At 71.8% G+C, this 26,220-nt stretch carries 26 protein-coding genes; 17 read left to right on the top strand and 9 right to left on the bottom strand.

The genetic code is table 11. The features are described from left to right. Positions 1-35 precede the first annotated feature (35 nt). Complete coding sequence (locus ABD151_RS06740; protein ID WP_343992602.1) at positions 36-770, bottom strand: hypothetical protein; 735 nt, start codon at positions 768-770, stop codon at positions 36-38. 71 nt (positions 771-841) lie between these two features. Here ABD151_RS06740 and ABD151_RS06735 point away from each other — a divergent pair, with 71 nt between their 5' ends. Genes ABD151_RS06735 through ABD151_RS06725 form a run of 3 tightly spaced genes read left to right on the top strand, consistent with a single transcriptional unit; the run spans position 842 to position 3,313 of the window. After that, entirely contained in the window at positions 842-1,642 is an 801-nt protein-coding gene (locus ABD151_RS06735; RefSeq protein WP_343992600.1) for an ABC transporter ATP-binding protein, read from the top strand. Positions 1,643-1,670: 28 nt separating this feature from the next. After that, positions 1,671-2,129, top strand: coding sequence for an NfeD family protein (locus ABD151_RS06730; protein WP_343992598.1), 459 nt, complete (start codon positions 1,671-1,673; stop codon positions 2,127-2,129). A gap of 59 nt (positions 2,130-2,188) precedes the next feature. Next, positions 2,189-3,313 (top strand): SPFH domain-containing protein, encoded by a 1,125-nt coding sequence (locus ABD151_RS06725; RefSeq protein WP_343992596.1) that lies wholly within the window; start codon positions 2,189-2,191, stop codon positions 3,311-3,313. Positions 3,314-3,383: 70 nt separating this feature from the next. Here the strand turns inward: ABD151_RS06725 and ABD151_RS06720 are convergent, their stop codons facing one another. The 3 genes from ABD151_RS06720 to ABD151_RS06710 form a co-directional block, all read right to left on the bottom strand. Further along, entirely contained in the window at positions 3,384-4,340 is a 957-nt protein-coding gene (locus ABD151_RS06720) for an alpha/beta hydrolase (RefSeq protein WP_343992594.1), read from the bottom strand. 151 nt (positions 4,341-4,491) lie between these two features. Further along, positions 4,492-5,010 (bottom strand): RDD family protein, encoded by a 519-nt coding sequence (locus ABD151_RS06715; RefSeq protein ID WP_343992592.1) that lies wholly within the window; start codon positions 5,008-5,010, stop codon positions 4,492-4,494. 469 nt (positions 5,011-5,479) lie between these two features. Continuing rightward, positions 5,480-6,436, bottom strand: a complete 957-nt coding sequence (locus ABD151_RS06710; RefSeq protein WP_343992589.1) for an alpha/beta hydrolase — start codon at positions 6,434-6,436, stop codon at positions 5,480-5,482. 116 nt (positions 6,437-6,552) lie between these two features. Here ABD151_RS06710 and ABD151_RS06705 point away from each other — a divergent pair, with 116 nt between their 5' ends. After that, positions 6,553-7,725 carry an LLM class flavin-dependent oxidoreductase gene (locus tag ABD151_RS06705; RefSeq protein WP_343992587.1) on the top strand — a complete coding sequence of 391 codons (1,173 nt, stop codon included), beginning with the start codon at positions 6,553-6,555 and terminating at the stop codon, positions 7,723-7,725. A gap of 25 nt (positions 7,726-7,750) precedes the next feature. Continuing rightward, the gene (locus ABD151_RS06700; RefSeq protein ID WP_343992585.1) at positions 7,751-8,359 is read left to right on the top strand and encodes an FMN reductase; all 609 of its coding nucleotides are present in this window, start codon (positions 7,751-7,753) and stop codon (positions 8,357-8,359) included. 61 nt (positions 8,360-8,420) lie between these two features. Here ABD151_RS06700 and ABD151_RS06695 read toward each other — a convergent pair whose 3' ends face one another. After that, positions 8,421-8,942, bottom strand: a complete 522-nt coding sequence (locus ABD151_RS06695) for a YbhB/YbcL family Raf kinase inhibitor-like protein (protein WP_343992583.1) — start codon at positions 8,940-8,942, stop codon at positions 8,421-8,423. A gap of 71 nt (positions 8,943-9,013) precedes the next feature. Here ABD151_RS06695 and cobT point away from each other — a divergent pair, with 71 nt between their 5' ends. The 4 genes from cobT (at position 9,014) to ABD151_RS06675 (ending at position 12,134) form a co-directional block, all read left to right on the top strand. Then, positions 9,014-10,084 carry a nicotinate-nucleotide--dimethylbenzimidazole phosphoribosyltransferase gene (gene cobT, locus ABD151_RS06690; protein ID WP_343992581.1) on the top strand — a complete coding sequence of 357 codons (1,071 nt, stop codon included), beginning with the start codon at positions 9,014-9,016 and terminating at the stop codon, positions 10,082-10,084. Then, positions 10,081-10,707, top strand: a complete 627-nt coding sequence (locus ABD151_RS06685) for a precorrin-2 dehydrogenase/sirohydrochlorin ferrochelatase family protein (protein ID WP_343992579.1) — start codon at positions 10,081-10,083, stop codon at positions 10,705-10,707. Before cobT ends, ABD151_RS06685 begins: the two co-directional genes overlap by 4 nt. Continuing rightward, the gene (gene cobA / locus ABD151_RS06680; protein WP_343992578.1) at positions 10,659-11,315 is read left to right on the top strand and encodes a uroporphyrinogen-III C-methyltransferase; all 657 of its coding nucleotides are present in this window, start codon (positions 10,659-10,661) and stop codon (positions 11,313-11,315) included. The genes ABD151_RS06685 and cobA overlap by 49 nt, the downstream gene beginning before the upstream one ends. Before the next feature lie 3 nt (positions 11,316-11,318). Continuing rightward, complete coding sequence (locus ABD151_RS06675; protein ID WP_343992576.1) at positions 11,319-12,134, top strand: TrmH family RNA methyltransferase; 816 nt, start codon at positions 11,319-11,321, stop codon at positions 12,132-12,134. Between the two features lie 15 nt (positions 12,135-12,149). Here the strand turns inward: ABD151_RS06675 and def are convergent, their stop codons facing one another. Both def and ABD151_RS06665 read right to left on the bottom strand, forming a co-directional pair. Further along, positions 12,150-12,746 carry a peptide deformylase gene (gene def / locus ABD151_RS06670; protein ID WP_415629869.1) on the bottom strand — a complete coding sequence of 199 codons (597 nt, stop codon included), beginning with the start codon at positions 12,744-12,746 and terminating at the stop codon, positions 12,150-12,152. A 25-nt stretch (positions 12,747-12,771) separates the two neighbouring features. Further along, complete coding sequence (locus tag ABD151_RS06665; RefSeq protein WP_343992572.1) at positions 12,772-13,596, bottom strand: serine/threonine-protein kinase; 825 nt, start codon at positions 13,594-13,596, stop codon at positions 12,772-12,774. Between the two features lie 141 nt (positions 13,597-13,737). Between ABD151_RS06665 and ABD151_RS06660 the strand changes: the two genes are divergently transcribed. Beyond that, positions 13,738-15,114 (top strand): acyl-CoA dehydrogenase family protein, encoded by a 1,377-nt coding sequence (locus ABD151_RS06660; protein ID WP_343992570.1) that lies wholly within the window; start codon positions 13,738-13,740, stop codon positions 15,112-15,114. A 30-nt stretch (positions 15,115-15,144) separates the two neighbouring features. Beyond that, positions 15,145-16,356 (top strand): acyl-CoA dehydrogenase family protein, encoded by a 1,212-nt coding sequence (locus ABD151_RS06655; RefSeq protein ID WP_343992568.1) that lies wholly within the window; start codon positions 15,145-15,147, stop codon positions 16,354-16,356. A 100-nt stretch (positions 16,357-16,456) separates the two neighbouring features. Here the strand turns inward: ABD151_RS06655 and ABD151_RS06650 are convergent, their stop codons facing one another. Next, positions 16,457-16,747, bottom strand: a complete 291-nt coding sequence (locus tag ABD151_RS06650; RefSeq protein ID WP_343992566.1) for a YiaA/YiaB family inner membrane protein — start codon at positions 16,745-16,747, stop codon at positions 16,457-16,459. Positions 16,748-16,867: 120 nt separating this feature from the next. On the opposite strand from ABD151_RS06650, the gene ABD151_RS06645 reads away from it, so the two are divergent. Beyond that, entirely contained in the window at positions 16,868-17,449 is a 582-nt protein-coding gene (locus tag ABD151_RS06645; RefSeq protein ID WP_343992564.1) for a hypothetical protein, read from the top strand. Positions 17,450-17,487: 38 nt separating this feature from the next. Here ABD151_RS06645 and galK read toward each other — a convergent pair whose 3' ends face one another. Beyond that, the gene (gene galK, locus ABD151_RS06640; protein WP_343992562.1) at positions 17,488-18,654 is read right to left on the bottom strand and encodes a galactokinase; all 1,167 of its coding nucleotides are present in this window, start codon (positions 18,652-18,654) and stop codon (positions 17,488-17,490) included. A 46-nt stretch (positions 18,655-18,700) separates the two neighbouring features. Here galK and ABD151_RS06635 point away from each other — a divergent pair, with 46 nt between their 5' ends. From ABD151_RS06635 to ABD151_RS06615, 5 genes are all read left to right on the top strand, one after another. Next, positions 18,701-20,140, top strand: coding sequence for a GuaB1 family IMP dehydrogenase-related protein (locus ABD151_RS06635; protein ID WP_343992560.1), 1,440 nt, complete (start codon positions 18,701-18,703; stop codon positions 20,138-20,140). After that, positions 20,137-20,712: a nucleosidase gene (locus ABD151_RS06630; RefSeq protein ID WP_343992559.1), complete on the top strand. Its 576-nt coding sequence runs from the start codon at positions 20,137-20,139 to the stop codon at positions 20,710-20,712. The genes ABD151_RS06635 and ABD151_RS06630 overlap by 4 nt, the downstream gene beginning before the upstream one ends. A gap of 71 nt (positions 20,713-20,783) precedes the next feature. Next, complete coding sequence (locus ABD151_RS06625; RefSeq protein ID WP_343992557.1) at positions 20,784-23,465, top strand: alpha/beta hydrolase; 2,682 nt, start codon at positions 20,784-20,786, stop codon at positions 23,463-23,465. 47 nt (positions 23,466-23,512) lie between these two features. Continuing rightward, on the top strand, positions 23,513-25,030 hold the full coding sequence (locus tag ABD151_RS06620; RefSeq protein ID WP_343992555.1) for an ATP-dependent DNA ligase: 1,518 nt from the start codon (positions 23,513-23,515) through the stop codon (positions 25,028-25,030). Then, positions 25,027-26,220 carry a M20 metallopeptidase family protein gene (locus tag ABD151_RS06615; RefSeq protein ID WP_343992553.1) on the top strand — a complete coding sequence of 398 codons (1,194 nt, stop codon included), beginning with the start codon at positions 25,027-25,029 and terminating at the stop codon, positions 26,218-26,220. Before ABD151_RS06620 ends, ABD151_RS06615 begins: the two co-directional genes overlap by 4 nt.

Raw genomic sequence — 26,220 nt, 5'->3', positions numbered from 1 at the left:
CAGGGCGAAGAATATCGGTCCCGGCGCCGTTGCGGTCACGGTGGCCACACCTCGGGAGAGCACGCGGCGACCATCGCGGTGCGGGCCGCTCGGGCGAGCGGACTGAGCGCCTCACGCCGTGCGCCGATCTCGTGGGCGGAGACGGCGCCACCGTCGTCGAGGAGCGCCAGGTCGACGATGCTCTCGGCCTGCCAGGCGCGGGCGGCGAGCTCGACGGCGTCGGCCGGCACGCCGGCCGGGGCATCGAGGTGGGGGAGATGGCGCAGGTTCATCAGCTCGTCGGCGGCCTCGGGGCGCCACCGGGCGACGTCGAGGTCGGCCAACGTGGTCGCGGTCCGGGCCAGGGTGCCGCGTAGCTGCCGGGCGGCCTCGCCGAGGTCGGTGAGCTGACGGCGATGGGCGCCGAGGAGCTGCCAGACGACGCCGGGGCCGGCCCGGAACGGCACCAGCCCGAACCCGCCGCCCTCCAGCACGACGGCCTCGCCGACCTCGGTGGCGGCCCGGTTGAACTCCGCCGGCCCGCCCAGGCCGGTCGGCGCACCGGGCACCGGAAGCGCCAGGCCGGCGCTGGCGCCGAGCAGCCGGAGCCGGGGCAGCGCGAGCACCAGCGGCACCGTCGCGCCCTCGGCGTCGGGCAGTCCGGCGACGTCATGCGCGACGTCGTCGGCCACGACATGGGTCAGCAGATCGTCGGGGCTGGCCAGGCCACGACTCCAACTGGTGAACCACCAGGCGAGTCGTCCGCTCAGCTGGGGCAACGGTTGCGGCATGGCTCCGGAGCCTACGCGGAGGTGAGGTGCGGCTCGCAGTGCTGTCGGTGCCACCCACTAGGCTTCGGCCCATGAGTGCGGTCCTGGAATTTGCCGAGGTCACCGTCCGGCGGGGTGCCACCACCCTGCTCGACTCCGTGAGCTGGGTGGTCGAAGAGGACGAGCGCTGGGTGGTTCTCGGGCCCAACGGTGCCGGAAAGACCACCCTGATGCAGTTGGCCTCGGCCAACATGCACCCGACCAGTGGGGTCGCGGCGATCCTCGACGAGGTGCTCGGCGCCGTCGACGTCTTCGAGCTGCGGCCCCGGATCGGCGTCACCAGCGCTGCCATCGCCGAGCGGTTGCCGCGCGACGAGCTGGTGCGCGACCTCGTCGTCTCGTCGGTCTACGGCGTGCTCGGTCGCTGGCGCGAGCACTACGACGAGCTCGACCACGACCGGGCCCGCTCCTTGCTGACCGAGCTCGGCGCCGGCAACCTGATCGATCGCACCTTCGGCACGCTGAGCGAGGGCGAGCGCAAGCGCGTGCAGATCGCGCGTGCCCTGATGTCCGACCCCGAGCTGCTGCTGCTCGACGAGCCGGCCGCGGGGCTCGACCTCGGCGGCCGTGAGGACCTCGTCTCCACCCTGGAGATGCTGGCCTTCGACCCGGGCTCGCCGGCCACGGTGCTGGTCTCGCACCACGTCGAGGAGATCCCGCCGGGCTTCACCCACGGCCTCCTGCTGCGTCAGGGGCGGGTGGTCGCGCAGGGGCCGCTCGACGAGGTGATCACCGAGCCGCTGCTGGGCCAGACGTTCGGCATGCCGTTGGTGGTCACCAAGGAGGACGGTCGCTACGCGGCCCGGCGCCGTCGCGGACGACGCCAGGACTGAACCACCACCGATGGCCTAGGGTCTGGGCATGGACTGGTTGCAGGACAACGCATGGGCCGCCTGGCTGGGCGCGATGATCCTGCTCGGCGTCGCGGAGACGCTCAGCCTGGAGCTGGTGCTGATCATGCTGGCGGCCGGTGCCGGCGTCGGCATGGTGGCCGCGCTGCTCGGCGCCCCGCTGTGGGCCCAGGCGATCGCGGCCGCGGTCACCGCCCTGGCGGCGTTGCTGCTGGTCCGGCCCTCGGTGCTCTCGCGGCTGCGCAGCGGCCCCGAGCTGACGCTGGGCCACGACAAGCTGGTGGGGGCGCAGGCGGTCGCGCTGACCAGGATCAGCGGCCATGAGAGCGGCCTGATCCGCCTCGGCGGCGAGGAGTGGACCGCGCGGGCCTACGACGAGACCACGGTCATCGAGGCCGGGCAGCGGGTCGACGTCCTGCAGATCCACGGTGCGACCGCTCTGGTGCACCCGATCCCCGAGCTCGACTAGCCGCCGTCGGGCCGCCCGAGGGGACGAAATGACGTGACCGACAGCGAGAGGAAAATCAGATGGTTGCTCTGATCCTGCTGGCCCTACTGCTCATCTTCGTGGTGGTGGTGCTGGCGAAGACCGTGCGGATCGTGCCTCAGGCGCAGGCCGCGATCGTGGAGCGCTTCGGCAAGTACAAGGCCTCGCTGCCGGCCGGGCTGAACGTGCTGGTCCCGTTCATCGATCGGGTCCGGTACATGATCGACCTGCGCGAGCAGGTGGTCTCCTTCCCGCCGCAGCCGGTGATCACCGAGGACAACCTCGTGGTCTCCATCGACACCGTCATCTACTTCCAGGTGACCAACCCCGTCGCGGCCACCTACGAGATCGCCAACTACATCCAGGCTGTCGAGCAGCTGACCATGACCACGCTGCGCAACATCGTCGGTGGCATGGACCTCGAGGAGACGCTGACCAGTCGCGATGCGATCAACAGCCGGCTGCGCGGCGTCCTGGACGAGGCGACCGGCAAGTGGGGCATCCGGGTGAACCGCGTCGAGCTCAAGGGCATCGACCCGCCGCCGTCGATCAAGGACTCGATGGAGAAGCAGATGCGCGCCGACCGCGACAAGCGCGCGGCGATCCTCACCGCCGAGGGTCAGCGCCAGTCCGCGATCCTCACCGCGGAGGGTGCCAAGCAGTCGGCGATCCTCAACGCCGAGGGTGACCGCGAGTCGCAGATCCTGCGCGCCCAGGCCGACCGGGAGGCCGCCATCCTGCGTGCCCAGGGTGAGGGCCAGGCGATCCAGACCGTCTTCCAGGCGATCCACGACGGCCAGCCGGACCAGTCTCTGCTGGCCTACCAGTACCTGCAGATGATGCCGAAGATCGCCGAGGGCGACGCCAACAAGGTGTGGATCGTCCCGTCGGAGATCGGCAAGGCCCTGGAGGGCCTGGGCTCGACGATGACCAACCTGCAGGGCATCCCCAAGGACGCCACCCCGCGGGTGCGCGTCGACATGGGCGAGACGAACCCGGCCGTGGCGCAGGAGTCCGACGCCTCCCGTGCCGGGGCGCATGCCGCCGTCGAGGAGGCGCTGGCAGCTGCCCGGGTCGCCGAGGTCAAGGCACCGCCGGCCCCCGGCTCCGCCGATGCCGCCCCGCCGGCCGCCCCGCCCCAGCCCGGTGCCGAGCCGCCGGCCTGAGCAGCCCGAGCATGAGCGAAGGCCCAGAACCTGTTGAGGTTCTGGGCCTTCGGCGTTCGTCAGGTCCGGGTCAGCGGATCGGTGCGGCCAGCGGCAGGCTGCGGTCGACCAGCTCCTTCACCTTGCTGCCGCAGGTGGCGACGACGGTGTCGTCGGTGCAGTAGTAGGCCGAAGTGGTGGTGCCGGTGGCGAGGTCCTTCGCCCAGGCCGAGCCGAAGTCGCGCAGCCGGGCGGTCTGGGTGGCGTTGGGGGAGCAGAGCGCCCCGGCGGTGCCGATGAAGTCGGTGTTCTCACCCTCGACGTCGGTGTGGCAGCTGCCGCCGTACGGCATTCCCAGCGCGTATCCGGTCCAGACGAGCTGGATGCCGACGAACGGGCTGTCCAGGTCGTTGAGCGCGCCGAAGGAGTTGTTGAACAGGTTGGTGACGCTCGGGCGGGCGGCGACGGCGAGCACGGGGCGCGCGCCGTCGTCGGAGATGGCCTGCAGGTTCGCGGAGAAGTCCGTGCTGGCGACCGGGTCGAAGAGGACGGCGCCCTTCAGGTTCGGGTAGCCGTTGCCGGCCAGGCGCTGGCCGACCTCGGAGGCGAAGTGCCCGCCGGCGGAGTGGCCGCCGACGATGTAGTGGGCCGGAAGGGCCTTGCCCTTGGGCGGGGTGATCGCACGGGCGGCGAGCCAGTCGCCCACCTGGTCGGCCAGGGCCGGGTTGCCGCCGGTCATGTCGGCGTTGATGCACAGCACCGTGACGCCCTTCTCGGCGATCGCCTTGCTGGTTCCGCGCAGGTGGCCGCAGTCGCGGCTGAACCCGTGCTGGAGCAGCATCAGGCCGCTGCTGGCACCGGTCGGCTGGTACCAGTCGACCGAGTAGGTGGTGCCGGCGATGACGGCGTCGGTGTTGGTGCAGGTGCTGGTCGCGGAGCTGTAGCTGCTGCAGGCGGTCTCCGCCGCCTGGCTGGGGGAGCTGGTGACCGCTAGGGCGGTCGCGGTGATGAACAACGCCGACAGAGCGGCGCCGAGTGGCTTGAGCATGAGCACTCTCCTCGTGGGTTCCGTCCCCCGTTCGACGGCGACACTAGCGTGGTCGTAGATCATATATCTAGGAATCTGGGGAGATGGCCGCCAGGAAATGCAGACCGGGCCGCCACGAGTGGCGACCCGGTCCTGGGGAGATGCGTGTGGCTCAGCCGGCCTTGATCACCCGCGTGCCGCCGGCGAACTTGTCGTGCCAGCCGCGCCCCAGCGGGTCGGAGCTGATGGTGACCGCGACGGCGATGATCGCGACCAGGCCGGCCAGGTTGGCGAGGATGCCCAGGATCGGGATCCAGGCGACCAGGTAGACGGCGTTGAAGACGTTGCGCTTGAGCACCTCGTCGGTGGTCGGGTTGCCGCCGTTGGCGCCGATGGTGCGCAGCTTCATGACCTGCTTGCCGATGGTGGCGCCGCGGCTGGTCTCGAAGTAGACGAAGTAGGCGAAGATGGCGGCGGCCAGGGCGACGTCCAGGATCAGCATGCCGATCAGGTTGTCGAAGAGCCCGAGGATGCCGAGCACGATGCCCAGCACGAGGCCGACAGGGATGCCGACGATCAGGCCGTCGAGCAGGCGCGCGACGAAGCGCTCGGCGAGGCTTCCGGAGGCGGGGCCGGTCGGCGGCTGGTTCGCCTCGGGGAACGGCGGCGGGTAGGGCGGCTGTGCAGACATGGACTCTCCTGGTGCCGGGATGTTCGGTGCATGGAAACCGTTACTGCCCCGACACTAGGGGAAGAAAACCCGCGGACCCGGACAATTCTCCGAGCCCGCCGATCGCTCAGCGGCGCAGGCCGATGATCCCGGCGACGATCGCGGCGATCGCCGGACCGGTCAGGAAGCCGGCCGTCGACTTGCTCACCACGCCGTCACGACCGGCCAGGGCGCCGGCCGCCGNNNCGGCCCCGTCGACGGCGATCCCGGCGAGCACCATCGGCGTGCGCAGCTTCGCCGGGGCGGCCAGGGTGGCCACGCCGAGCGCGATCTCGCGCGAGCCGAACATCCGCAGCAGGTAGGAGAGCTGCGGGTTGTTGGCGCTGTCGAGGCGGAACGCCTTGGCCGAGAGCGACGGGGAGACCAGGGCGAGCAGCCCGATCACGATGCGAGCGACGGAGAGGCCGGCAACAGGATTCATGGCGCGACCCTACTGATAGGCCTGGACCCAGCGCTCCAATTCGCGGAAAGCCGTCGCGCGGGGCTCCTCGCGGGAGAGCCAGACGTCGTGCCGGGCGTCCGGGATCGCCACGCTCGTGACATGGGTGCCGAGCGCGGGGGCCCAGCGCCGGATCTGGGTCACGTCGAGGACGATGTCGCTGGTGTGCACGTCCTCGCCCATCGCGGTGGGGGAGGATGAGCGCAGGGAGGAGAGGACCAGGGTCGGCTGCCGCAGGGAGAGGCCGCGGTGGATCCGCGCGTGCCCGTTGCGGATCGCCCGTAGCCAGCCGGCGTGCACGGGCCACGACTCCAGCGGCTTCCAGGCGAGGTCGAAGTCGAACTCGCCCTCGTGGTCGCGGTGCAGGCTGCGCGCGTACAGCCCGCTGACCGAGCGCGGGATCTGGCGCATCGGCCGCCGGGCGCCGACCTGCTTGACCACGGTGGTGCCGATGGTCCGCATCCACCACGGCCCCTGCATGTCCAGCCACGGCGAGTTCAGCACCAGGCCGGTCGGGTCGTAGTTGCGCGAGTCCAGCCACAGCGGCACCGTCAGGCCGCCGGTGGAGTGTGCCGACAGCACGACCCGGTCGTGCCGGCCGCGCACGATCCGCCAGGCCTCGTCGAGCTCGGGGTAGTACTCGGTGAGGTCGGCGACGTAGTTGGCGGTCTGGTGCGGCAGCAGCGAGCGGCCGTACTTGCGCAGGTCGAGCGCGTAGAAGTCCCAGCCGCGTGCGGTCCACCAGTCGGCGTGCGGGGTCTGGAAGAAGTAGTCCGCGAAGCCGTGCACGTGCAGCACCGCGCCGCGGCGGTGCTCGCCCTCAGCTGAGCGGTGGACCAGGGTGGCGATCACCGGGCCCTCGTCGTCGTCCGGGAGCGGGATCGTGGTGCGGGTGTAGGCGGGGCCGAGCGGGTCGTGTGCGGGGGTGTCGTCGGCTCCGTTGCTCATGCCTCGATTGTGGCAAACGGGTGCTCGAGATGCCCGTGAAAGGGTGGGGAATAGTCCGTGACGGCGCGTCGTTCGACTAAGTGATTCGGTTTTCAACTACTTCAGGAGTGGTCAGCATGCAGCTCGGAATCTTCACCGTCGGCGACGTCACCACCGACCCCACCACGGGTCACACCCCGAGCGAGAACGAGCGGATCAAGGCGACGGTCGCCATCGCCAAGAAGGCCGAAGAGGTCGGCATGGACGTGATGGCCTTCGGCCAGCACCACAACCCGCCGTTCGCTGCCTCGTCGCCGACCACCACGATGGCCTACGTCGCGGCGCAGACCGAGCGTCTGCTGCTGTCGACCGCGACCACGCTGATCACCACCACCGACCCGGTGCGGATCGCCGAGGACTACGCCCAGCTCCAGCACCTGGCCGACGGTCGCGTCGACCTCACCCTGGGGCGCGGCAACACCGGTCCGGTCTACCCCTGGTTCGGCAAGGACATCCGGGACGGGATCGCGCTGGCGGTCGAGAACTACGCGTTGCTGCGCCGGCTCTGGAACGAGGACGTGGTCAACTGGGAGGGCAAGTTCCGCACGCCGTTGCAGGGCTTCACGGCGACGCCGCGCCCGCTCGACGGCGTCGCGCCGTTCGTGTGGCACGGCTCGATCCGCAGCCCCGAGATCGCGGAGCAGGCCGCCTACTACGGCGACGGGTTCTTCCACAACCACATCTTCTGGCCGGCCTCGCACACCAAGCAGATGGTCGAGCTCTACCGGCGCCGCTTCGCCCACTACGGGCACGGCACCCCCGAGCAGGCGATCGTCGGCCTCGGCGGCCAGGTCTTCGTCGGCAAGAACAGCCAGGACGCGATCAAGCAGTTCCGGCCGTACTTCGACAAGGCTCCCGTCTACGGTCACGGTCCGTCGCTGGAGGACTTCATGGAGGCCACCCCGCTGACCGTCGGCTCGCCGCAGCAGATCATCGAGCGCACCCTGTCGTTCCGTGACTACGTCGGCGACTACCAGCGCCAGCTCTTCCTGATCGACCACGCGGGCCTGCCGCTGAAGACGGTCCTGGAGCAGATGGACATCCTCGGCGAGGAGGTCTTCCCGGTGCTGCGCAAGGAGTTCGACGCACTGCGCCCGGCCGACGTGCCCGAGGCGCCGACCCACGCCTCGCTGGTCGCCGCCGCGGGTGGCGCCAAGGACGTCACCGTGCACGCCGCCGCCGACGACGTCACCGGGCAGTCGCCGCTGGCGGTCTCCCGGATCAACCCCGCAGCCCTGGTCCAGGACTGAGCACCCACTTCTGAAAGGAGCGACGATGCGCATCGTCGTCATCACCGCCGGCCTCTCCGACCCGTCGTCGACCCGGTTGCTCGCCGACCAGCTCGCCGAGTCCGCCGTGCGTGAGCTCGGCGAGCGGGGCGAGCGGGCCGAGGTGAACGTGGTCGAGCTCCGGCCGCTGGCACACCTGCTGGCCGACAACCTCACCACCGGGTTCGCCACCGGGGCGCTCGCCGAGGCGATCGAGAGCGTCGAGAAGGCGGACGCCCTGATCGCGGTGACGCCGGTCTTCACGGCCTCCTACAGCGGGCTGTTCAAGACCTTCTTCGACGTGCTCGACAAGGAGGCGCTGGTCGGCATGCCGGTCCAGATCGCCGCCACGGCGGGCACGGCGCGGCACTCGCTGGTCCTCGACCACGCGGTCCGGCCGCTCTTCGCCTACCTGCGGGCCGTGGTCCTGCCGACCGCCGTCTTCGCGGCCACCGAGGACTTCGGCAGCTCGGCGGACGGTCAGCTCGCCTCCCGGGTGGAGCGGGCCGGCGCGGAGCTGGCCGACCACCTGGTCGGAGCCGGGCGGCGCCAGGGGGCGCGCGACGAGTTCGCGGACCCCACGCCGTTCGAGGAGCTCTTGCGCAACGTCGGCTGATCCCGACGGGCTCGACCCCGGATCCACTCCGGTGGCCGAGCCCGTCGACGAGCCCGCGGGCTCAGTGCTGGTAGGTGCCGTGCAGGATCGCGCGGCCCAGCGTCTTGAAGGCCAGGTTGAAGGAGACCACCGCGGGGGAGGCGCCGGCGTCCACGCCCAGCGTCTCCTCGCCGACCGCATGCACCACGAAGTAGTAGCGGTGCACCTGGTCCCCCTGCGGTGGCGCGGCACCCATGAATCCGGCGTCGCCGCCGTCGTGGCGGACGTGGAAGGCGGAGCCGGGCAGGGCACCCGCCGCCGCGCCGGTGTCCAGCGAGGTGACGTCGGCCGGCAGGTCCACCAGCACCCAGTGCCAGAAGCCGCTCGGCGTCGGAGCATCCGGATCGAAGCAGGTGACCACGTAGGACTTGGTGCCCTCAGGGGCACCGGACCACGACAACTGGGGCGACGTGTTGCCGAGGGCGGCCACCTGGTCGTCCTTCAGCGGCTTGCCGTCGGCGACGTCTGCGCTGGTCACGGTGAACGAGGGACGGGGCGGCAACAGCTCGTAGGGGTTGGGGGCGACAGGGCGCTCGATGCTCATGGGTGTGAAGTTAGCCGCCCAACTGGCGGGGACCAACCGAACTCGCCCCGGACCTGCGCGACAATGGGTCGGTGACCCCCTCGCAGCTCCTGGAGCAGACCCTCGCCTCGATCACCAGCCTCGACGCCGACGCCATGCGTGCGGCCACCGAACGGCAGGCGATCCTGACCAAGCCGGCCGGCTCCCTCGGGGTGCTGGAGGAGACCTCCGTCCGGCTCGCCGGGATCACCGGGGTCTGTCCGCCCGCGGTGCCGCAGAAGGTGGCGGTCGCGGTCTTCGCGGCCGACCACGGCGTGGTCGCCAGCGGCGTGACGCCCTGGCCGCAGAGCGTGACCACGTCGATGGTCGAGAACTTCCGGGCCGGCGGCGCGGCGGTCAACGTCCTCTCCCGCCAGATCGGCGCCGACGTGGCGGTGATCGACATGGGCATGGTCGACGACGTCAAGGAGGACGCGGTCGTCCGGGTCCGCAAGGTGCGTGCCGGCACCGCCGACCTCGCCGTCGGCGCGGCGATGACGCGCGATGAGGCCCTGGAGGCGCTGGGCACCGGCATCCGGATCGCCGAGGAGCTCGCGGACGCCGGCTATGAGCTGATCGCGACCGGCGACATGGGGATCGGCAACACGACCGCGTCGGCCTGCCTGATCGCGCACTTCACCGGGCGCCCGGCCGCCGAGATCACCGGCCGCGGCACCGGCATCGACGACGCGATGCTGACCCACAAGACCGCGATCGTGGCGCAGGCCGTGGCCCGGATCGCCGAGGGTGCCGGTCCGGTCGACGTGCTGGCCGAGGTCGGCGGCCTGGAGCATGCCGGCATCGCCGGCCTGATCCTCGGCGCTGCCGCGCGCCGGGTCCCCGTCGTCCTGGACGGCGTGATCGTGAGCTCCGCGGCACTGCTCGCGCAGGCGTTCAGCCCGGACGCCGTGGACCACTGCCTGGCCGGGCACCGAAGCGTCGAGCCTGGCCACACCGCCGCGCTCGGCGCGCTCGGCCTGCGACCGCTGGTCGACCTCGACCTGCGCCTGGGCGAGGGCAGCGGCGCGGTGCTGGCGGTGCCGCTGATCCGCTCCGCGGCGGCGGTGCTCGCCGAGATGGCCACCTTCGCCGACGCCGGCATCGACGCCGGGACCGACGCGTGAGCGACGTCGCGACCTACCCGGTCGGCCTCCGGCTGGCAGGTCGCAAGGTGGTCGTGGTCGGCGGCGGGCACGTCGCGCAGCGCCGGGTGCCGAGCCTGATCGCCGCCGGTGCCCTGGTGCACCTGGTCTCCCCGCAGGTCACTCCCGCGCTGGAGGGGATGAAGGACGAGCTGACCCTCGTCCTGCGTCCCTTCACACCGGCCGACCTCGACGAGGCCTGGTACGTGATCGCCGCGACCGACGACGCCGATGTCAACGCCGAGGTCGCGGCTGCGGCCGAGGAGCGCCGGATCTTCTGCGTGCGCAGCGACGACGCCTCCCAGGCGACCGCCTGGACCCCGGCCGTCGGCCGTCACGGCAGCGCCACCATCGCGGTGCTGGGGAACCGGGAGCCGCGTCGCTCCGCGCAGCTGCGCGACGAGATCCTGCACCTGCTGCGTGAGGGCCTGATCAGCGTCGAGCACGACCGTGCCCCCGGCGTCGTTCTGGTCGGTGGCGGCCCGGGTGATCCGGAGCTGGTCACCATCGCCGCCCGCAACGCGCTGGCGNNCCCGACGTCGTCGTCGCCGACCGGTTGGCGCCGCGGGCCCTGCTCGACGAGCTCGGCCCCGAGGTCGAGCTGATCGACGTCGCCAAGCTGCCGCGCGGGCGCTCGGCCAGCCAGGAGTTCATCAACCAGGTGATCGTCGAGCGGGCCCTTGCCGGCAAGCGCGTCGTCCGGTTCAAGGGCGGCGACAACTTCGTCTACGGCCGCGGCTTCGAGGAGGTCATCGCCTGCCGCGAGGCGGGCGTCCCGGTCCAGGTGGTGCCGGGCATCACCTCCTCGATCGCGGTCCCCGCTCGGGCCGGCATCCCGGTCACGCACCGCGGCGTCACCCACGAGTTCACCGTGGTGTCGGGCCACATCCCGCCCGGCCACCCGGACTCGCTCGTCGCCTGGGACGCGCTCGCCAAGATGCGCGGCACCGTGGTGCTGCTGATGGCCGTGGAGAACGCGCCGGCGATCTCGGCTGCGCTGGTCGCCGGGGGCCGCGACGCCGCCACGCCGACCGCGGTGATCCAGGACGGCACGATGCCCGGGGAGCGGACCGTGCTCACCACCCTCGGCGAGCTGGAGGGCGCGATCGCCGAGAACGGACTGCGCCCGCCGGCGATCATCGTGATCGGCGACGTGGTCGCGGTGGCGCACCCCGACCGGTACCCGTCGTCCGCGGAGCCGGACGCGATCTGAGCCGTGGCCGAGCTGATCGAGATCACCGACGCCGCGGACCCCCGGCTCGGCGACTACCGCGACCTCCGTGACGTGCAGCTGCGCCGACTGCTGGAGGCGGAGCACGGGCTCTTCCTCGCGGAGGGCGAGAAGGTGGTGCGGCGCGCGCTGGAGGGTGGCTATGCGCCACGCTCGTTCCTGATGGCCGAGCGCTGGCTGGACGGCCTCGCGGACCTCCTGGCGGGCACGGACGCCCCGTGCTACGTGCTCAGCGAGGAGCTGGCCGAGCAGGTCACCGGCTTCCACGTGCACCGCGGCGCGCTGGCCTCGATGCACCGCCGTCCGCTGCCCAGCGTTGCGGAGGTCATCGACGGCGCCCGCTCGGTGCTGGTGCTGGAGGACATCGTCGACCACACCAACGTCGGGGCGGTCTTCCGCAGCGGGGCGGCGATGGGGATCGATGCGGTGTTGCTCTCGCCGCGGTGCGCCGACCCCTTCTACCGCCGCGCGATCAAGGTCGCGATGGGCGCGGTCTTCTCGATGCCGTGGACCCGCCTGCCCGAGTGGCGCGGCGCGCTGCCGGAGCTGTCGGCGGCCGGGTTCACCACGATCGCGCTGACCCTGGCCGAGGACGCGGTGCCGATCGAGGAGGCGGTCGAGGGACTCTCCAAGGTGGCCCTGGTGCTGGGCTCCGAGGGCCCCGGCATCTCACCACGCTGGCAGGCCGAGGCCGACCGTCGCGCGATCATCCCGATGCGCGAGGGGATCGACTCGCTCAACGTCGCCGCCGCCAGTGCGGTGGCCTGCTACCTCACCACCCGCGCCCTCCCGAAGGCGTAGCGATAGTCCCCTGCGTCAGGCGGGCCAGTCGGCGGGGTAGTCCTCGGCGGCCTTGTCGTGCTGCTTCTGCAGCTTCTTGCGGGCCTTGGTGGAGAGCCGGTCGCCGAAGACGGTGCCCAGCGTGTGGTCGGTCTCGTGCTGCAGGCAGCGCGCGAGCAGCCCATCGCCGGAGAAGGTCACCGGCTGTCCGTCGACGCCGAAGCCGTGCACCGTGGCGAAGTCGGGACGGGCACACTCGACGAAGGCACCCGGGAACGAGAGGCAGCCCTCGTCGTCGGCGTCGAGGTGGCGCTCCTTGCCCTCGGGCAGGGTGAGCACCGGGTTGCAGACCACGCCCTGGACCCGCAGGCCCTCGGCGTCGGGGCAGTCGAAGACGAAGACCGCCAGGTCGACGCCGATCTGGCAGGCCGCGAGGCCGACGCCGTCGGCGGCGTACATGGTGGCCACCATGTCGGCGACCAGCGAGGCGAGGGCGGCGTCGAAGGAGGTGACCTTCTGCTGCGGCGCGTGCATCACCGGCGTGCCCCAGCGGGTCATCGGGCGCACGGTCCCGCCGGAGGGGAGCGGGCCGTAGGGGGAGAACGGGGGCTGTTCCGGCGTCGACATAGTCACCGATCCTAGTGGCGGCCAGGTCGGGTCAGCGCTCGTGGTCGTCGATCACCTGTTGGTAGGTGGCATGGTGCTCCACCCGCTGGGCGGCCTGCTCGCGCTGGGTGTCGTTCTGCTGGCGCAGCAGGGCGTGCACGAGCCGGGTGCGGTGGGCGACCAGCTCCAGCACCATCGAGCGCTCGGCCGGGGTGGCGGGCTCCCGGTCGAGGTTGCCGGCGGCGTCGATCAGCCGCCCGGCGTCCGCGACCGCCTCCGCGGACTCCACGGTCAGCGCGAGCCCCTGCACGACGGCGGACTGACGCTCCGCGGCCCGCATGGCGTCGGGGTGCACCAACAACGTGGACTGCTGGACCAGCAGCGCCTGGGAGCGTGCGGTGAGGGCTGGTGCGCCACGCAACGTGAAGGCGCGGTCCTTGCGCCGGGCACTCGGCCGCCAGGCCCAGGCCGAGGCCAGCCCGGTGACGCCGACGACGCCCGCCACGGCGATCAGCTCCAGCACCATCGGCGCGCCCCCGGAGACCACCAGCACGGAGCCGACCGAGGCGACGCCGGCGGTGCCGTAGGCGGCCGCCGGATGCACCCGGATCCGCTCCCGATGCTCGATCACGGCCGGCAGTGTGGCCGGGTGGGCGAGCTGCTCGGCGCTGAGGGCCCACTGCCGCCCGAGGTGGAGGAGAGCGTCGTCGACGCCGGCCGGGTTCTCGAGCACCGCCTCCGGGCCGAGCTCGGCCAAGGCCTCCAGGAATTCGGGCAGCGTCGCCGGCCTGCGCCGGCGCAGGCGCTCCAGGACGCCGCTGTCGCGCAGCATCGACCATGCCGCGCCCGCTGCCCGTCCGGCTCGCTCACCCCGCACCTGTTCGACCTCCTCGATCCTGGTCCAACCGTAGCGAAGGTCGGGGAATCCGCGCCCTCGCCGGGGTCGCTGCGAAGCTGGTGACCTGCGTCTCTTCGGCGTTCTGTGGCGCAATGTGTAACTCGGAGTTACATTTTCTTCATGTCCCTCCTCAAAGCAACCAAGGACGCCGTCTCGCCGGGCGGCAAGTACGGGGTGAGCAAGAGCGAGTCCCGTGACCCGATCGGGCTGGCGGTCCTCGCCCTCAACAAGCTCGCCCAGAGCGAGCTGATCGACCGGATCGGCCTGCGCAGGCAGACCGAGAAGGGCGTCTTCACGGTGACCCGCAGCGGCTTCCGTGCCGCCGGTGCCGCCAGCCGCGCGTTCGCCCGCCGCGGCAAGAAGGACGTCGCCGGCGTCCGGGTCCCGAGCGCCAACAACACCGGCATCTTCGACCTCACTCCTTCCGAGGACGAGCAGATGCTGGTCGACGTGGTCAGCGACTTCGCCGCCGAGGTGTTGCGCCCCGCTGCCGCCGAGGCCAACGAGGCCTGCGCGGCGCCGGGCGAGCTGCTCGCCGCCAGCCTGGAGATCGGGCTGCCGATCCTCGGCGTCCCGGAGTCCCTGGGCGGCATCTCCGAGGAGCGCTCCGCGATGGCCGGCACCCTGGTCGCCGAGGCGCTGGCCAAGGGGGACATGGGGCTCGCCGTCGCCGCACTCGCACCCGGCTCGGTGGCCACTGCGCTGTCGCTGTGGGGCACCGACCAGCAGCAGGCGACCTACCTGCCGGAGTTCACCGGCGACGCGGTGCCCGCCGCCGCGCTCGCGCTCAACGAGCCGAAGGTCCTCTTCGACGTCCTCGACCCGCAGACCACCGCCGTCAAGGAGGGCGCCGGCTTCGTGCTGAACGGGACGAAGTCGTTGGTGGTCCGCGCTGCCGAGGCCGAGCTCTTCGTCGTCGGCGCCCGTCTGAACGGCGCGAACGTGCTGTTCCTGGTCGAGTCCGGTACCGAGGGCGTCAGCATCGAGGCCGACCCGGCGATGGGGGTGCGGGCCGCCAGCCTGGCCACCCTGCGCCTGGAGAACGTCAAGGTCGCCGCAGAGGCCGTGCTCGGCGCGACCGACGGCAGCACCTACCTGGAGTGCGTGCGCCTCTCGCGCCTCGCCTGGTGCGCTCTCGCGGTCGGCACCGGCCAGGCCGTGCTCGACTACGTGAGCACCTACGTCAACGAGCGCCAGGCGTTCGGCGAGCCGATCAGCCACCGTCAGGCGGTGGCGTTCATGGTCGCCGACATCGCGATCGAGCTGCAGGCCATGCGGCTGCTCACCTATCGCGCCGCCTCGCGCGCGGCGCAGGGCAAGGAGTTCAGCCGCGAGGTCGCGCTGGCCCGCAAGGCCTGCGCCGACAAGGGCATGAAGATCGGCCTCGACGGCGTCCAGCTGCTCGGAGGCCACGGCTTCGTCAAGGAGCACCCGGTGGAGCGGTGGTACCGCGACCTGCGTGCGATCGGCCTGATGGAAGGAGGAGTCCTGGTCTGAGGCCCCGCCTCCAGACAAGGAAAAAACGCCATGATCAATCTTGAGACTCCCAAGAAGCACCGCCAGCTGATCGACCAGGCACACCAGGTCGCGATGAACATGCTGCGCCCGATCTCGCGCAAGTACGACCAGGCCGAGCACGCCTATCCCAAGGAGCTCGACATGCTGGCCGCGATGATCGACGGCCTGGCCGACTCCGGCGCCTCCGAGGGTGCCGGTGCGACCGGCGTCCGTCGTGACGACAAGGCCGACGAGAAGGGCGTGAAGAACGGCGCCAACCTCGCCTCGGTGCAGTCCGTGGCCGAGATGTGCTGGGGCGACACCGGCCTCACCCTCTCGATGCCGCGTCAGGGGCTGGGCAACTCCGCGATCGCCTCGGTCGCCAACGACGAGCAGCTCAAGCGGTTCGAGGGCACCTGGGCCTCGATGGCGATCACCGAGCCGTCGATGGGCTCCGACTCCGCCGCGCTGACCACCACCGCCGTCAGGGACGGCGACGAGTACGTGCTCAACGGCGAGAAGATCTTCGTCACCTCCGGTGAGCGCTCGGACTCCGTGGTCGTCTGGGCCAGCCTGGACAAGTCCCTGGGCCGGGCCGCGATCAAGTCGTTCGTGGTCACCAAGGGCACGCCCGGGATGAAGGTCGAGCGGCTCGAGCACAAGCTCGGCATCCGTGCCTCCGACACCGCGGTGATCACCTTCACCGACTGCCGGGTGCCGGCCGAGAACCTGCTGGGCAGCCCGGAGATCGACGTCAAGCAGGGCTTCGCGGGTGCGATGGCGACCTTCGACAACACCCGCCCGCTGGTGGCCGCGATGGCAGTCGGCTGTGCCCGCGCCGCGCTCGATCTCACCCGCGGACTGCTGGAGGAGGCGGGCGTGGAGATCGACTACGACCGCCCCGCCCAGGTGCAGTCCGCTGCCGCCGCCAAGTTCCTGCAGCTGGAGTCGGACTGGGAGGGCGGGCGCCTGCTCACCCTGCAGGCCGCCTGGATGGCGGACAACCGTCAGCCCAACTCCCTGGAGGCCTCGATGGCCAAGGCGAAGGCGGGTCGGGTCGGCTCGGACGTCACCTTGAGCTGCGTCGAGCTGGCCGCGTCGGTCGGCTACAGCGAGACCGAGCTGTTGGAGAAGTGGTCGCGTGACTCCAAGATCCTCGACATCTTCGAGGGCACCCAGCAGATCCAGCAGCTGATCGTGGCGCGCCGGGTGCTGGGCCTGTCCAGCGCCGAGCTCAAGTAGCACCACGACATGCCACTGGCCCGGTCTCCCTGGTGGGAGCCGGGCCAGTGTCGTGTGGCGGGGGTGTCGGGTCGTGGGTGGCTGCGATGTCGATGAGGCGTCAGGCGACCTGGCGGAACGGGTCATGCTCGGCGAGGATCCGGTCGACCCGGGCCTGGTCGATGCGGGCGTAGACCGACTGGTTCTCCTGGGCGTCGCGCACGCACTTGGCGAGCGTGAAGGACGAGGTGGTCAGGAAGAGCGTGCCGAGTGCGAGGAAGGCCCGGATCCACGGATCGACCGGGAGGTAGCAGACGGCGAGGACCATGGTCAGCAAGGCGATGCCGAAGGCGATGGCCGCCTGGAGGAAGAAGGCGTTGGTGTTCTTGGCAGGGATGGTGTTGTTCGTCATGTCTCAACCCTCGTCGAGGCGGCGCCGGCTGGGACCGGCCGAACTACCTGGATGTGACTGAGTACCGGCACTCAGCCGGATCTCCCGCGCGAGACCCATCGGGTCTGATCGGATGGGCGCATGAGGTTGTACTCCGGCCACGCGCCGCTCCGTCGCACCCAGCTCATCGCCGACGCCCTGGTCGCCCTCTGGGTGGTCTTCTGGCTCGCCATGGGCTGGAGCATCGCCTCCTCCATCGACGATGCGGCACAGCCGACCCGCCGCGCTGAGGAGATCACCAGCCGGATGGCGAGCGACCTCACCGAGATGAAGGGCCAGGTCGACGCGATCCCGTTGCTGGGCGGGTCGATGGGCTCGATCCTGTTCACCATGACGCAGCGGGTGGAGCAGCTCTCCGCGCTGAGCGCCGACGGCACCGCGAGCGTCGAGTCGATGTCGTGGAAGGCGGGTCTCGGGGTGGCGTTGACGCCGAACGTGCTGATGCTGGCGACCTACCTGCCGCGCCGTGCCCGGTTCGTGCGACGCGCACGGGTGCAGGGCCCTCTCGACCCGGAGGTCTATGCGCTGCGCGCGATCACCACTCAGCCGGCCGACGTGTTGCGCGAGCTGGTCCCCGACCCGGTGGGCGGCTGGCGGGCCGGCGACCGTCAGACGATCGAGACGCTGGCCGCCTTCCAGGCCCGCTACGAGGGAGTCGGTTAGCTGCGATGTAGGCCTACCGTCGTTGGTTGGTGTTTGGATCAGGGGACGGGGAGCAGGTTGGCGCGGGGTGCACCGCCGTCGGTGTCGAGCACGCTGAGCCCGGTCCAGCCCTGACGGCGCCACGCGGCGTCGAGCGCCGCCAGCACGTCGGCGACCCGGGCCTCGGGCACCAGCAGCACCGCGGCGCCACCGAAGCCGCCACCGGTCATCCGACCGCCGACGGCCCCTGCTGCCGCGGCGGTCTCCACCAACAGGTCCACCTCGGCGCAGCTCACCTCGAAGTCGTCGCGCAGTGAGGCGTGCGCGGCGTTGAGCAGCGCGCCGAGGGCGACGGCGTCCTGGACGGCGAGCGCTGCGACGGCGTCGCGGACCCGCGCGTTCTCGCTCACCACATGGCGCGCGCGACGGCGCAGCACCGGGTCGCTCAACCGCTCGACGGCCTCTGGATCCGCCTGGGAGAGCAGCGAGATGCCGAGCGCCTCGGCTGCGCGCTGACACTCCGCACGGCGGGCCGCATAGCCACCTGCCGCGAGATCATGACGCACCCCGCTGTCGACGACGAGGAGCCGGTGCTCGCCCAGCGCGATCGGCACCGCGCGGGTCGACGGCACGCCGTCCTCGTCGAGCCGGCCGAAGTCGAGGAGCAGAGCACCGTCGTCGGGGGCGGACAGCGAGATGGTCTGGTCGAGGCCGCCGGTCGGGGCGCCGACCACCTCGCGCTCGGCCCGCATGGTCGCGCTGATCAGGGTCGGGAGGCCGGCCTCGGAGACCAGGTCGGGACGTGCCGCGACGGCCACCGAGCAGGTCAGCGCGGCCGAGCTGGAGAGGCCGCTGCCGAGGGGGACGCGGGAGTCGATCGCCAGCTCCACGCCGTGCTCGATCCCCAACGCCCACAGGGTTCCGGCCGGATAGCCCGCCCACCCCGAGGCGTGCCGCAGGGTGGAGAGGTCGCCGTGCCAGGTGCCGATGCCCGCACTGTGCACCAGCACCTCGTCGTCGCTGCGCGGGGCGAACGCTGCGTAGGTGGCGTGCGGGAGGGCAATCGGCAGGCAGAGCCCGCCGTTGTAGTCGGTGTGCTCGCCGATCAGGTTCACCCTTCCCGGGGCGCGGGCGACGCGCACCGGGCGGCGACCGTAGCGAAGGGCGAACTCATCGGCCAGGGCGCGGGCGATCTGGGACGGCGTTCCGGCGTCGATGCGTTCCACGAGCGCAGGTTACTGGCGGTTGGCGATGACGCGTAGATTGCGCAGCGTGCGATTCCTTCACGACAGCAGGCCACCTCACGACCTCACCTACGACGACGTCTTCATGGTCCCGGCGTACTCGAACGTGTCGAGCCGCTACGACGTGGACCTGACCACCGACGACGGCACCGGTGCGACCCTGCCGATCGTGGTCGCCAACATGACCGCGGTGGCCGGCCGCCGGATGTCGGAGACCGTGGCACGGCGCGGCGGGATCACCGTGCTCCCGCAGGACATCCCGACCCCCGTGGTCCGTGACGTGGTGAGCTGGGTCAAGCAGCGCAACCTGGTCCTCGACACCGCGATCGAGCTGAGCCCCGACCACGCCGTGGAGGCTGCGCTCTCGCTGATCCCCAAGCGCTCGCACCGCGCTGCTGTGGTGGTGGACGCCGAGCGCCGGGTGCTCGGCATCGTCACCGAGAAGGGGTGTGCCGGCGTCGACCGGTTCGCGCAGGTGCGCGACGTGATGGTGCCGCACCCGGTCACGGTGGCCGCCGATGCCGACCCGCGTGAGGCGTTCGAGGTGCTCGACGCCGCCCGCGTCCCTCTCGCCCCCGCGGTCGACGCGGACGGTCGCCTGGTCGGCGTGCTGACCCGGCTCGGTGCGCTGCGCGCCACCGTCTACCGGCCCGCCGTCGACGCCCAGGGCCGGTTGGCGGTGGCCGCGGCGATCGGCGTCAACGGCGACGTGGCCGGCAAGGCGGCCGAGCTCCTGGAGGCGGGCGTCGACACCCTGGTGATCGACACCGCGCACGGACACCAGGAGCGGATGCTGAGCGCGCTGCGTGCGGTGCGCGCACTCGACCCGCAGGTGCCCCTGGTGGCCGGCAATGTGGTCTCGGCGGCCGGGACACGCGAGCTGATCGAGGCGGGCGCCGACATCGTCAAGGTCGGCGTCGGTCCGGGCGCCATGTGCACCACCCGGATGATGACCGGCGTCGGCCGGCCCCAGTTCTCGGCCGTGCTCGAGTGCTCGGAGACCGCCCGCCAGCTCGGCGCCCGGGTCTGGGCGGACGGCGGCGTGCGGCATCCGCGTGACGTCGCCCTGGCGCTGGCCGCCGGTGCCTCCTCGGTGATGGTGGGCTCCTGGTTCGCCGGCACCCACGAGTCGCCCGGCGACCTGGTGCGCGACGGCGAGGGCCGCGCCTACAAGTCCTCCTTCGGGATGGCCTCGGCGCGCGCCGTCGCGAATCGCACCTCCGGCGAGTCGGCGTTCGACCGGGCCCGCAAGGGGCTCTACGAGGAGGGCATCTCGAGCTCGCGGATGTACCTCGATCCGCTCCGGCCCGGAGTGGAGGACCTGATCGATCAGATCACCGCAGGTGTCCGCTCCTCGTGCACCTATGCCGGTGCCAGCAGCCTGGCCGAGTTCCGCGAGCGCGCGGTCGTCGGCATCCAGTCCGCCGCCGGCTACCACGAGGGCCGGCCCCTCTCCAGCTCGTGGTGAGCTACCTGGTCGTCTCCGCCACCAAGGCGGAGGCGGCACACGTGCCTGCCGACGTGCCCGTGGTGATCACCGGGGTCGGCAAGACGGCGGCGGCGGTCGCCGTCACCCGCGCCCTGGCGGCACTGCCCAGTCACGACGATCTGGTGGTGGTCAACATCGGCACCGCCGGTGCCCTGCGTGACGGCATGGCGGGGCTGCACGAGCCGGTCGCCGTGCTGAACCACGACCTCAGTGCGGACGCGTTGCGTGCCTTCGGCTACGACCCGCAGGAGCTCTTCGAGCTGCGCGAGGAGGCTGCGGGGGAGCAGGGCGTGGTGCTGGCCACGGGCGACCTCTTCGTCAGCGACCCCCTGGTGCGCGACGAGCTCGCGCAACGTGCGCATCTGGTCGACATGGAGGGCTACGCCGTGGTCTTCGCGGCCCGCGCCTTCGGCGTCCCGGTCCGGCTGGTCAAGCACATCTCCGACAACGCCGACGAGACCGCACTGGAGTGGGTGGCCCTGGTCGATCGCTCGGCCCGGGTGCTCGCCGATCGGCTCGCCGAAATAATGTCGGCCTCCGAGCGAACCTAAACCGCCGCTGATGCGTCTTACCCAGCGACGCCGGGTATCCGGGGCGCCGGTGAGGACGAAGGAGTGGATGGATGAGGATGCGACGAGGCTGGCTGGCTCTGGGAGCCGCCGCGCTGCTGACGCTGGGCGGACTGTCGCCGGCGTCGGCCGAGCCCGACAACGAGCCGGCGGGCGCGGAGAGCCCGCGCGGCACCTGGCAGGTGCAGCAGACGGCCGGCGGCCAGCTGATCACCTGGACCTCGCCCAGCGAGCTGCCGATGGGAGCGGACCGGCCGAGCATCGTGGACGCTGCCGGGCAGCCGTTGGGGGCAGCCTCGGTGGACGCAACGGCGCGGGTGGTCTCGGTCGAGGTGACCGGCGCCGCCCCCGACGTGGCGACGCTGGACGTGGTGCTCTCTGGCGACCGGCTCGACGTCGAGGGCGACGACCGGGCCCGTAGCGACCTGCTCGCCGTGGACACCCTGCCGCGTCTGGTCGCCGGGCAGAGCGCCCTGGCCACCGACCCGGCCACGAAGGGGCCGTACGCGGTCAGCACCTCCAACTACACCCGTCCGGGCGTGAAGATGGCGGGGATGCCGCAGCCGATCGAGATGGTCGGCCATGTCGTCGAGCCGGTGGCGGACGCCGCTACCGGGCCGCGGCCGCTGGTCGTCTTCCTGCACGGGCGGCACAGCGTCTGCTACGGCAAGGGCGAGGGCCCGCAGACCGGCGACGGGTGGCCCTGCAAGCCGCAGAAGGAGATCCCGAGCCACCTCGGCTACGACTACGTCCAGCAGGTGCTGGCCAGTCAGGGCTACACCACCGTCTCGATCCGGGCGAACGGCATCAACGCCCAGGACTACCGACTCGCCGACGGCGGTGCCGAGGCCCGCGCCGCACTGATCGACGCGCACCTCGACTACTGGAAGACGCTGGCCGGCGCACGCCAGGTCGACCTGGACAAGGTGATCCTGATCGGGCACAGCCGCGGTGGCGAGGGCGTCAACCGCGCGTCGTTGCGCACGCCGCTCGATGCCGGCTACACGATCGCCGGCCAGGTGCTGCTGGCCCCGACCGACTTCGCCAGCCAGAGCGCCCCCTACGTGCCGACGGTCTCGGTGCTCCCGCACTGCGACGGCGACGTGGCGGACCTGCAGGGGCAGCGCTTCGTGGACTTCAACCGCGACGTGATGAGCGATGACACCTCGCTGAAGAGCGCGGTGATGGTCTTCGGCGCCAACCACAACTACTTCAACACCGAGTGGACGCCGGGCATCGCGGCGGCTCCGGCCTGGGACGACTGGGGCGGCAACGCCAGCGCCTTCTGTGGGCGCAAGCACGACAGCCGGCTCTCCGCGGCCGAGCAGCGTCGGGCCGGCACCGTGGTGATGGCCGGTGCCGTGCACCTGTTCGCCAAGGGCGACCAGGACGTCCTTCCGTTCTTCGACGGCACCGGGGCCACCGTTGCCTCGCTGGGCGACGCGAAGCTGATGTCGGCGGCGATCGGTGGCGGCCGCGACGGCCGTCGTCCGGGCGTCGACGCCGCGCTCTCGGCCGCCCCGAGCGCCTCGTCGCGGCTGTGCCGCACCACGGCCAGCAGGCGCCCGGGCACGGCCTGCGCGCTGACCGAGGGCACCGCGTCGCCGCACTGGGTGCAGCCGGGGGAGAAGGTCGCCGTCCGCAAGGCGTGGGAGGTCTCCTGGACCGCGATCGGCCAGAGCGCAGGCCTCACCTTCGGCACTCCGCTCGACGTCACCGGGCGCCGTCTCGAGCTGCGCACCGTCGTCGACGCTGCATCCGGAGCGACCCGCGTCGGCGTCCGGCTGACCGACGCCGACGGTGCCAGCGCGACGCTGACGCCGACCACCGGTGAGCGGCTGGCGCCGCTGCCGGGCAGCCGCTACATGGTGCGCAACTGGGCGCAGACGATGATCGTCGACCCGAGCAGCGCGGCGATCGACCTGTCACGCCTGCGCAGCGTCGAGCTGGTCGCCCGATCGGCCAAGGGCCGGGTCTGGGTCCTCGACGTCGCCGCGGCCGGCACCACTCTGCCGGCGGCTCCTGCCAAGCGGGCACCCATCGTCGACGTCGGCAAGGTGACCGTCGACGAGGGCGACTCGCCCAAGCAGGGCACCGCCCAGGTGCCGATCACGGTGCGCGGCGCCCTCACCGGGCCGGCGACCCTGCGTGCCGTGGTGGGCGGCGAGGGCACCTGGGGCGGCACCTCGGTCGCCGTCACCCTTCCGGCCGGCGCCACCAGCGGCACCGTCGCGGTGCCCTTCGAGCGCAACGTCACCCACGAGCTCTACCCGCGCAAGGTGCAGGTGGCGCTGGCGTCGCTGACCGGGGCGATGACGAACAACTACATCGGCGGCGTCACCGTCCGCGACGACGACCCGATGCCCAAGGTGCGGATCAAGGTGCTCACCAAGCAGGTGAAGGAGGGCCAGCCGATCCGGATCGCGGTCATCGGCGACGCGCACGTGGGCGAGTGGTGGCCGGTGCGCTACCGCTTCGTCAAGGGGCGTGGCCCCGTGCTCCGCGTCGCCGACGTCGGCGACTGGTGGAAGCGTCACTACGGCAAGGCACCGGGCACCAAGCCGCTGCACGCGGCGGAGTACCCTCTGGGTGCCGACGTCAGCGCCCACCGGCGCCGGGTCGTGGTGCGGATCCCGACCGTGCGTGACGGCAAGGCGGAGGGCACCGAGTACGTGACCCTCAAGTTCCGCGACAAGAGGATGACAAAGAAGGTCACCGTCCGCGTCGTGGATTGATCGCACACCGGCCAGGTAGGTTGCCGAGCATCGGGCAAGGAGGCGCGATGCGACTGCAGGTGATCGTTGAGGCGTGGGAGGCCGTGCGGGTCACCCGGTCTCGACTGGCGAAGCGGGCGGCGTTGGCTGCGACTCTTGCTTCCTCGGGGGAGAGCATCGAGTTGGCGGCCGGCTACCTGGCCGGTGAGCTCCAACAGCGCAGGACCGGGGTGGGCTGGGCCGCCCTGCGTGACCTGCCGGACCCGTCGACCTCCGCCACCCTGACCGTGGCGGAGGTCGACGCTGCGTTCCAGACGATCTCCGAGCTGGCCGGGCCGGGGTCGGCCACGCGGCGCTCCGCGTTGGTGCGCGAGCTCTTCGGTCGCGCCACCGCGAGCGAGCAGGCGTTCCTGCGCGGCCTGGTCGCCGGTGAGCTGCGCCAGGGCGCCCTGGACGCACTGCTGCTCGATGCGATCGCGGAGGCGACCGGAGTCGAGGTCGAGGTGGTCCGCCGGGCCGCGATGTTGGGTGGCTCGACGCCCGAGGTGGCGCGGGCCGCGTTCGACGGCGGCGAGGCTGCGCTGCGCGCGTTCGGGCTGCAGGTTGGGCGCCCGGTGCGCCCGATGCTGGCGGGCAGTGCCCCCGACGTCGCCAGCGGGTGGGAGGGCATGGGCTCCGCGAGCGGCATCGCCGTGGATACCAAGCTCGACGGCGTCCGGGTGCAGGTGCATCGCCGCGGGGCCGAGGTCCGGATCTTCACCCGCAGCCTGGACGAGGTGACCGAGCGGATGCCGGGCGTGGTGGCGCAGGTGCTGGGACTGGCCTGCGAGGCAGTGGTGCTGGACGGCGAGGCGCTGCTGCTCGACGAGGACGGCCGACCGCGGCCGTTCCAGGAGACGGCGTCGCGTTCGGCCACGCGCGCCGGGGAGGAGGAGCTGCGCGGGTTCTTCTTCGACCTGCTGCATCGTGACGGCGTCGACCTGATCGATCTGCCGTACGGCGAGCGTCGTGAGGCGCTGACGGCGTTGGCACCGGGGATGCTCACCGAGGTCGGCACGCCGCCCTCGGCGGCGCAGGCGGAGGCGCGCTTCGCCGACGCGGTGGCGGACGGCTTCGAGGGCGTGATCCTCAAGTCCCTCGACGCGCCGTATGCCGCCGGACGGCGCGGTGCGGGCTGGGTGAAGGTCAAGCCGCGGCACACCCTCGACCTGGTGGTGCTGGCGGTCGAGCGCGGCAGTGGCCGGCGCCAGGGCTGGCTCTCCAACATCCACCTCGGCGCACGCAACCCGGACGGCACCTTCACGATGCTGGGCAAGACGTTCAAGGGGATGAGCGACGAGATCCTGGCCTGGCAGACCGAGCGATTCCGTGAGCTGGAGGTCGCCGACGACGGCTACGTGGTGACCCTGCGCCCCGAGCAGGTCGTGGAGGTCGCCTTCGACGGCGTCCAGCGCTCGTCGCGCTATCCGGGCGGCGTGGCGCTGCGGTTCGCACGGGTGGTGCGCTATCGCGATGACAAGGAAGCCGCCGAGGCGGATACGCTCGAGACAGTCACCCGCTACCTGTCTGGAGGTCGGGAGTCATGACCGACACCGTGGTGCAGAGCGCCGGAGCGCTGTTCGCCGCTCTGGAGCAGGAGATCCCCGACGCCGAGCGGTTGCGTCGCCAGCTGCATGCCGAGCCGCGGATCAGCGGCGACGAGGGCGACACCACCACCGCGCTGCTCGACGCGCTGGGTGTGGCAGGGCAGCGGCTCGGGTTCGGGGGTGCCCTGGTCCGGTTCGAGGCGCCGGACGGGCCTGCGGTCGGCGTCCGCGCCGAGCTCGACGCACTGCCGGTGGCGGAGGCCACCGGCGTGGCTTGGCGTTCGCGCAACGCCGCGATGCACGCCTGCGGGCACGACGTGCACATGGCGGCGGCGGTGGCGCTGGCCAGGTCGTTGCGGGCCGTGCCGGGGCCGCTGCCCCTGCTGCTGGTGCTGCAGCCCCGAGAGGAGACCCTGCCGTCGGGCGCCCGCGACGTCGTGACCAGCGAGGAGTTCGCCGCCCACGACGTCCGGGCCATGGTCGGGGCCCACGTGCAGCCCACGTTGGAGCCGGGGACCTTCGCCGCCACCGGTGGGCCGGTCAACGCCGCGGCCGACCAGTTCACCATCGAGGTCCACGGGCACGGTGGCCACGCGGCCTATCCGCACCTGACCGCCGACCCCGTGGTGGCGTCCGCGAACCTGATCGGCACCTTCCAACACCTCATCTCGCGCCAGGTGAACCCGGTGCATCCCACCGTGCTCACGGTCGGCTCGATCAATGGCGGGAAGTCCGCGAACGTGGTCCCGTCCACGGTGCGGATGCGCGGCATCCTGCGCACGTTCGACGAGCGGGACCGGGTGCGCCTGCACCATGCGATCGAGGAGACGACCCGCGCCGTCACCAACATCCACGGGTGCGATGCCTCGGTGGAGATGTCGCTGGGTGCGCCGGTGCTCAAGAACGATCAGGCCCTGGCCACCGTCGCCACCCAGATGATCGAGCGGGCCGGGATGACCTCGGCCCCGCCGCTGCGCTCCTGCGGTGCCGACGACTTCTCGTTCTTCTGCGCGCGGGTTCCCTCATTGATGGTCTTCGTCGGCGTGGAGTCGATCACCGGCTCCGACCCCGGGCTGCATCGTCCGGACTTCCTGCCACCCGACGAGGCGGTCGGCCAGGTGGCGCGGGCCCTGCTCGGCGGGTACCTGGCGGCCTGCCAGACGCTCGCCCCGCTGGCGGTGGCCGGCTGA

This window comes from Nocardioides dubius, from assembly GCF_039528155.1.
GTDB classification, from domain to species: Bacteria; Actinomycetota; Actinomycetes; order Propionibacteriales; family Nocardioidaceae; genus Nocardioides; species Nocardioides dubius.
Note: the sequence above shows the minus strand (reverse complement) of the source record. Positions and strands in the feature narration are given on the sequence as shown.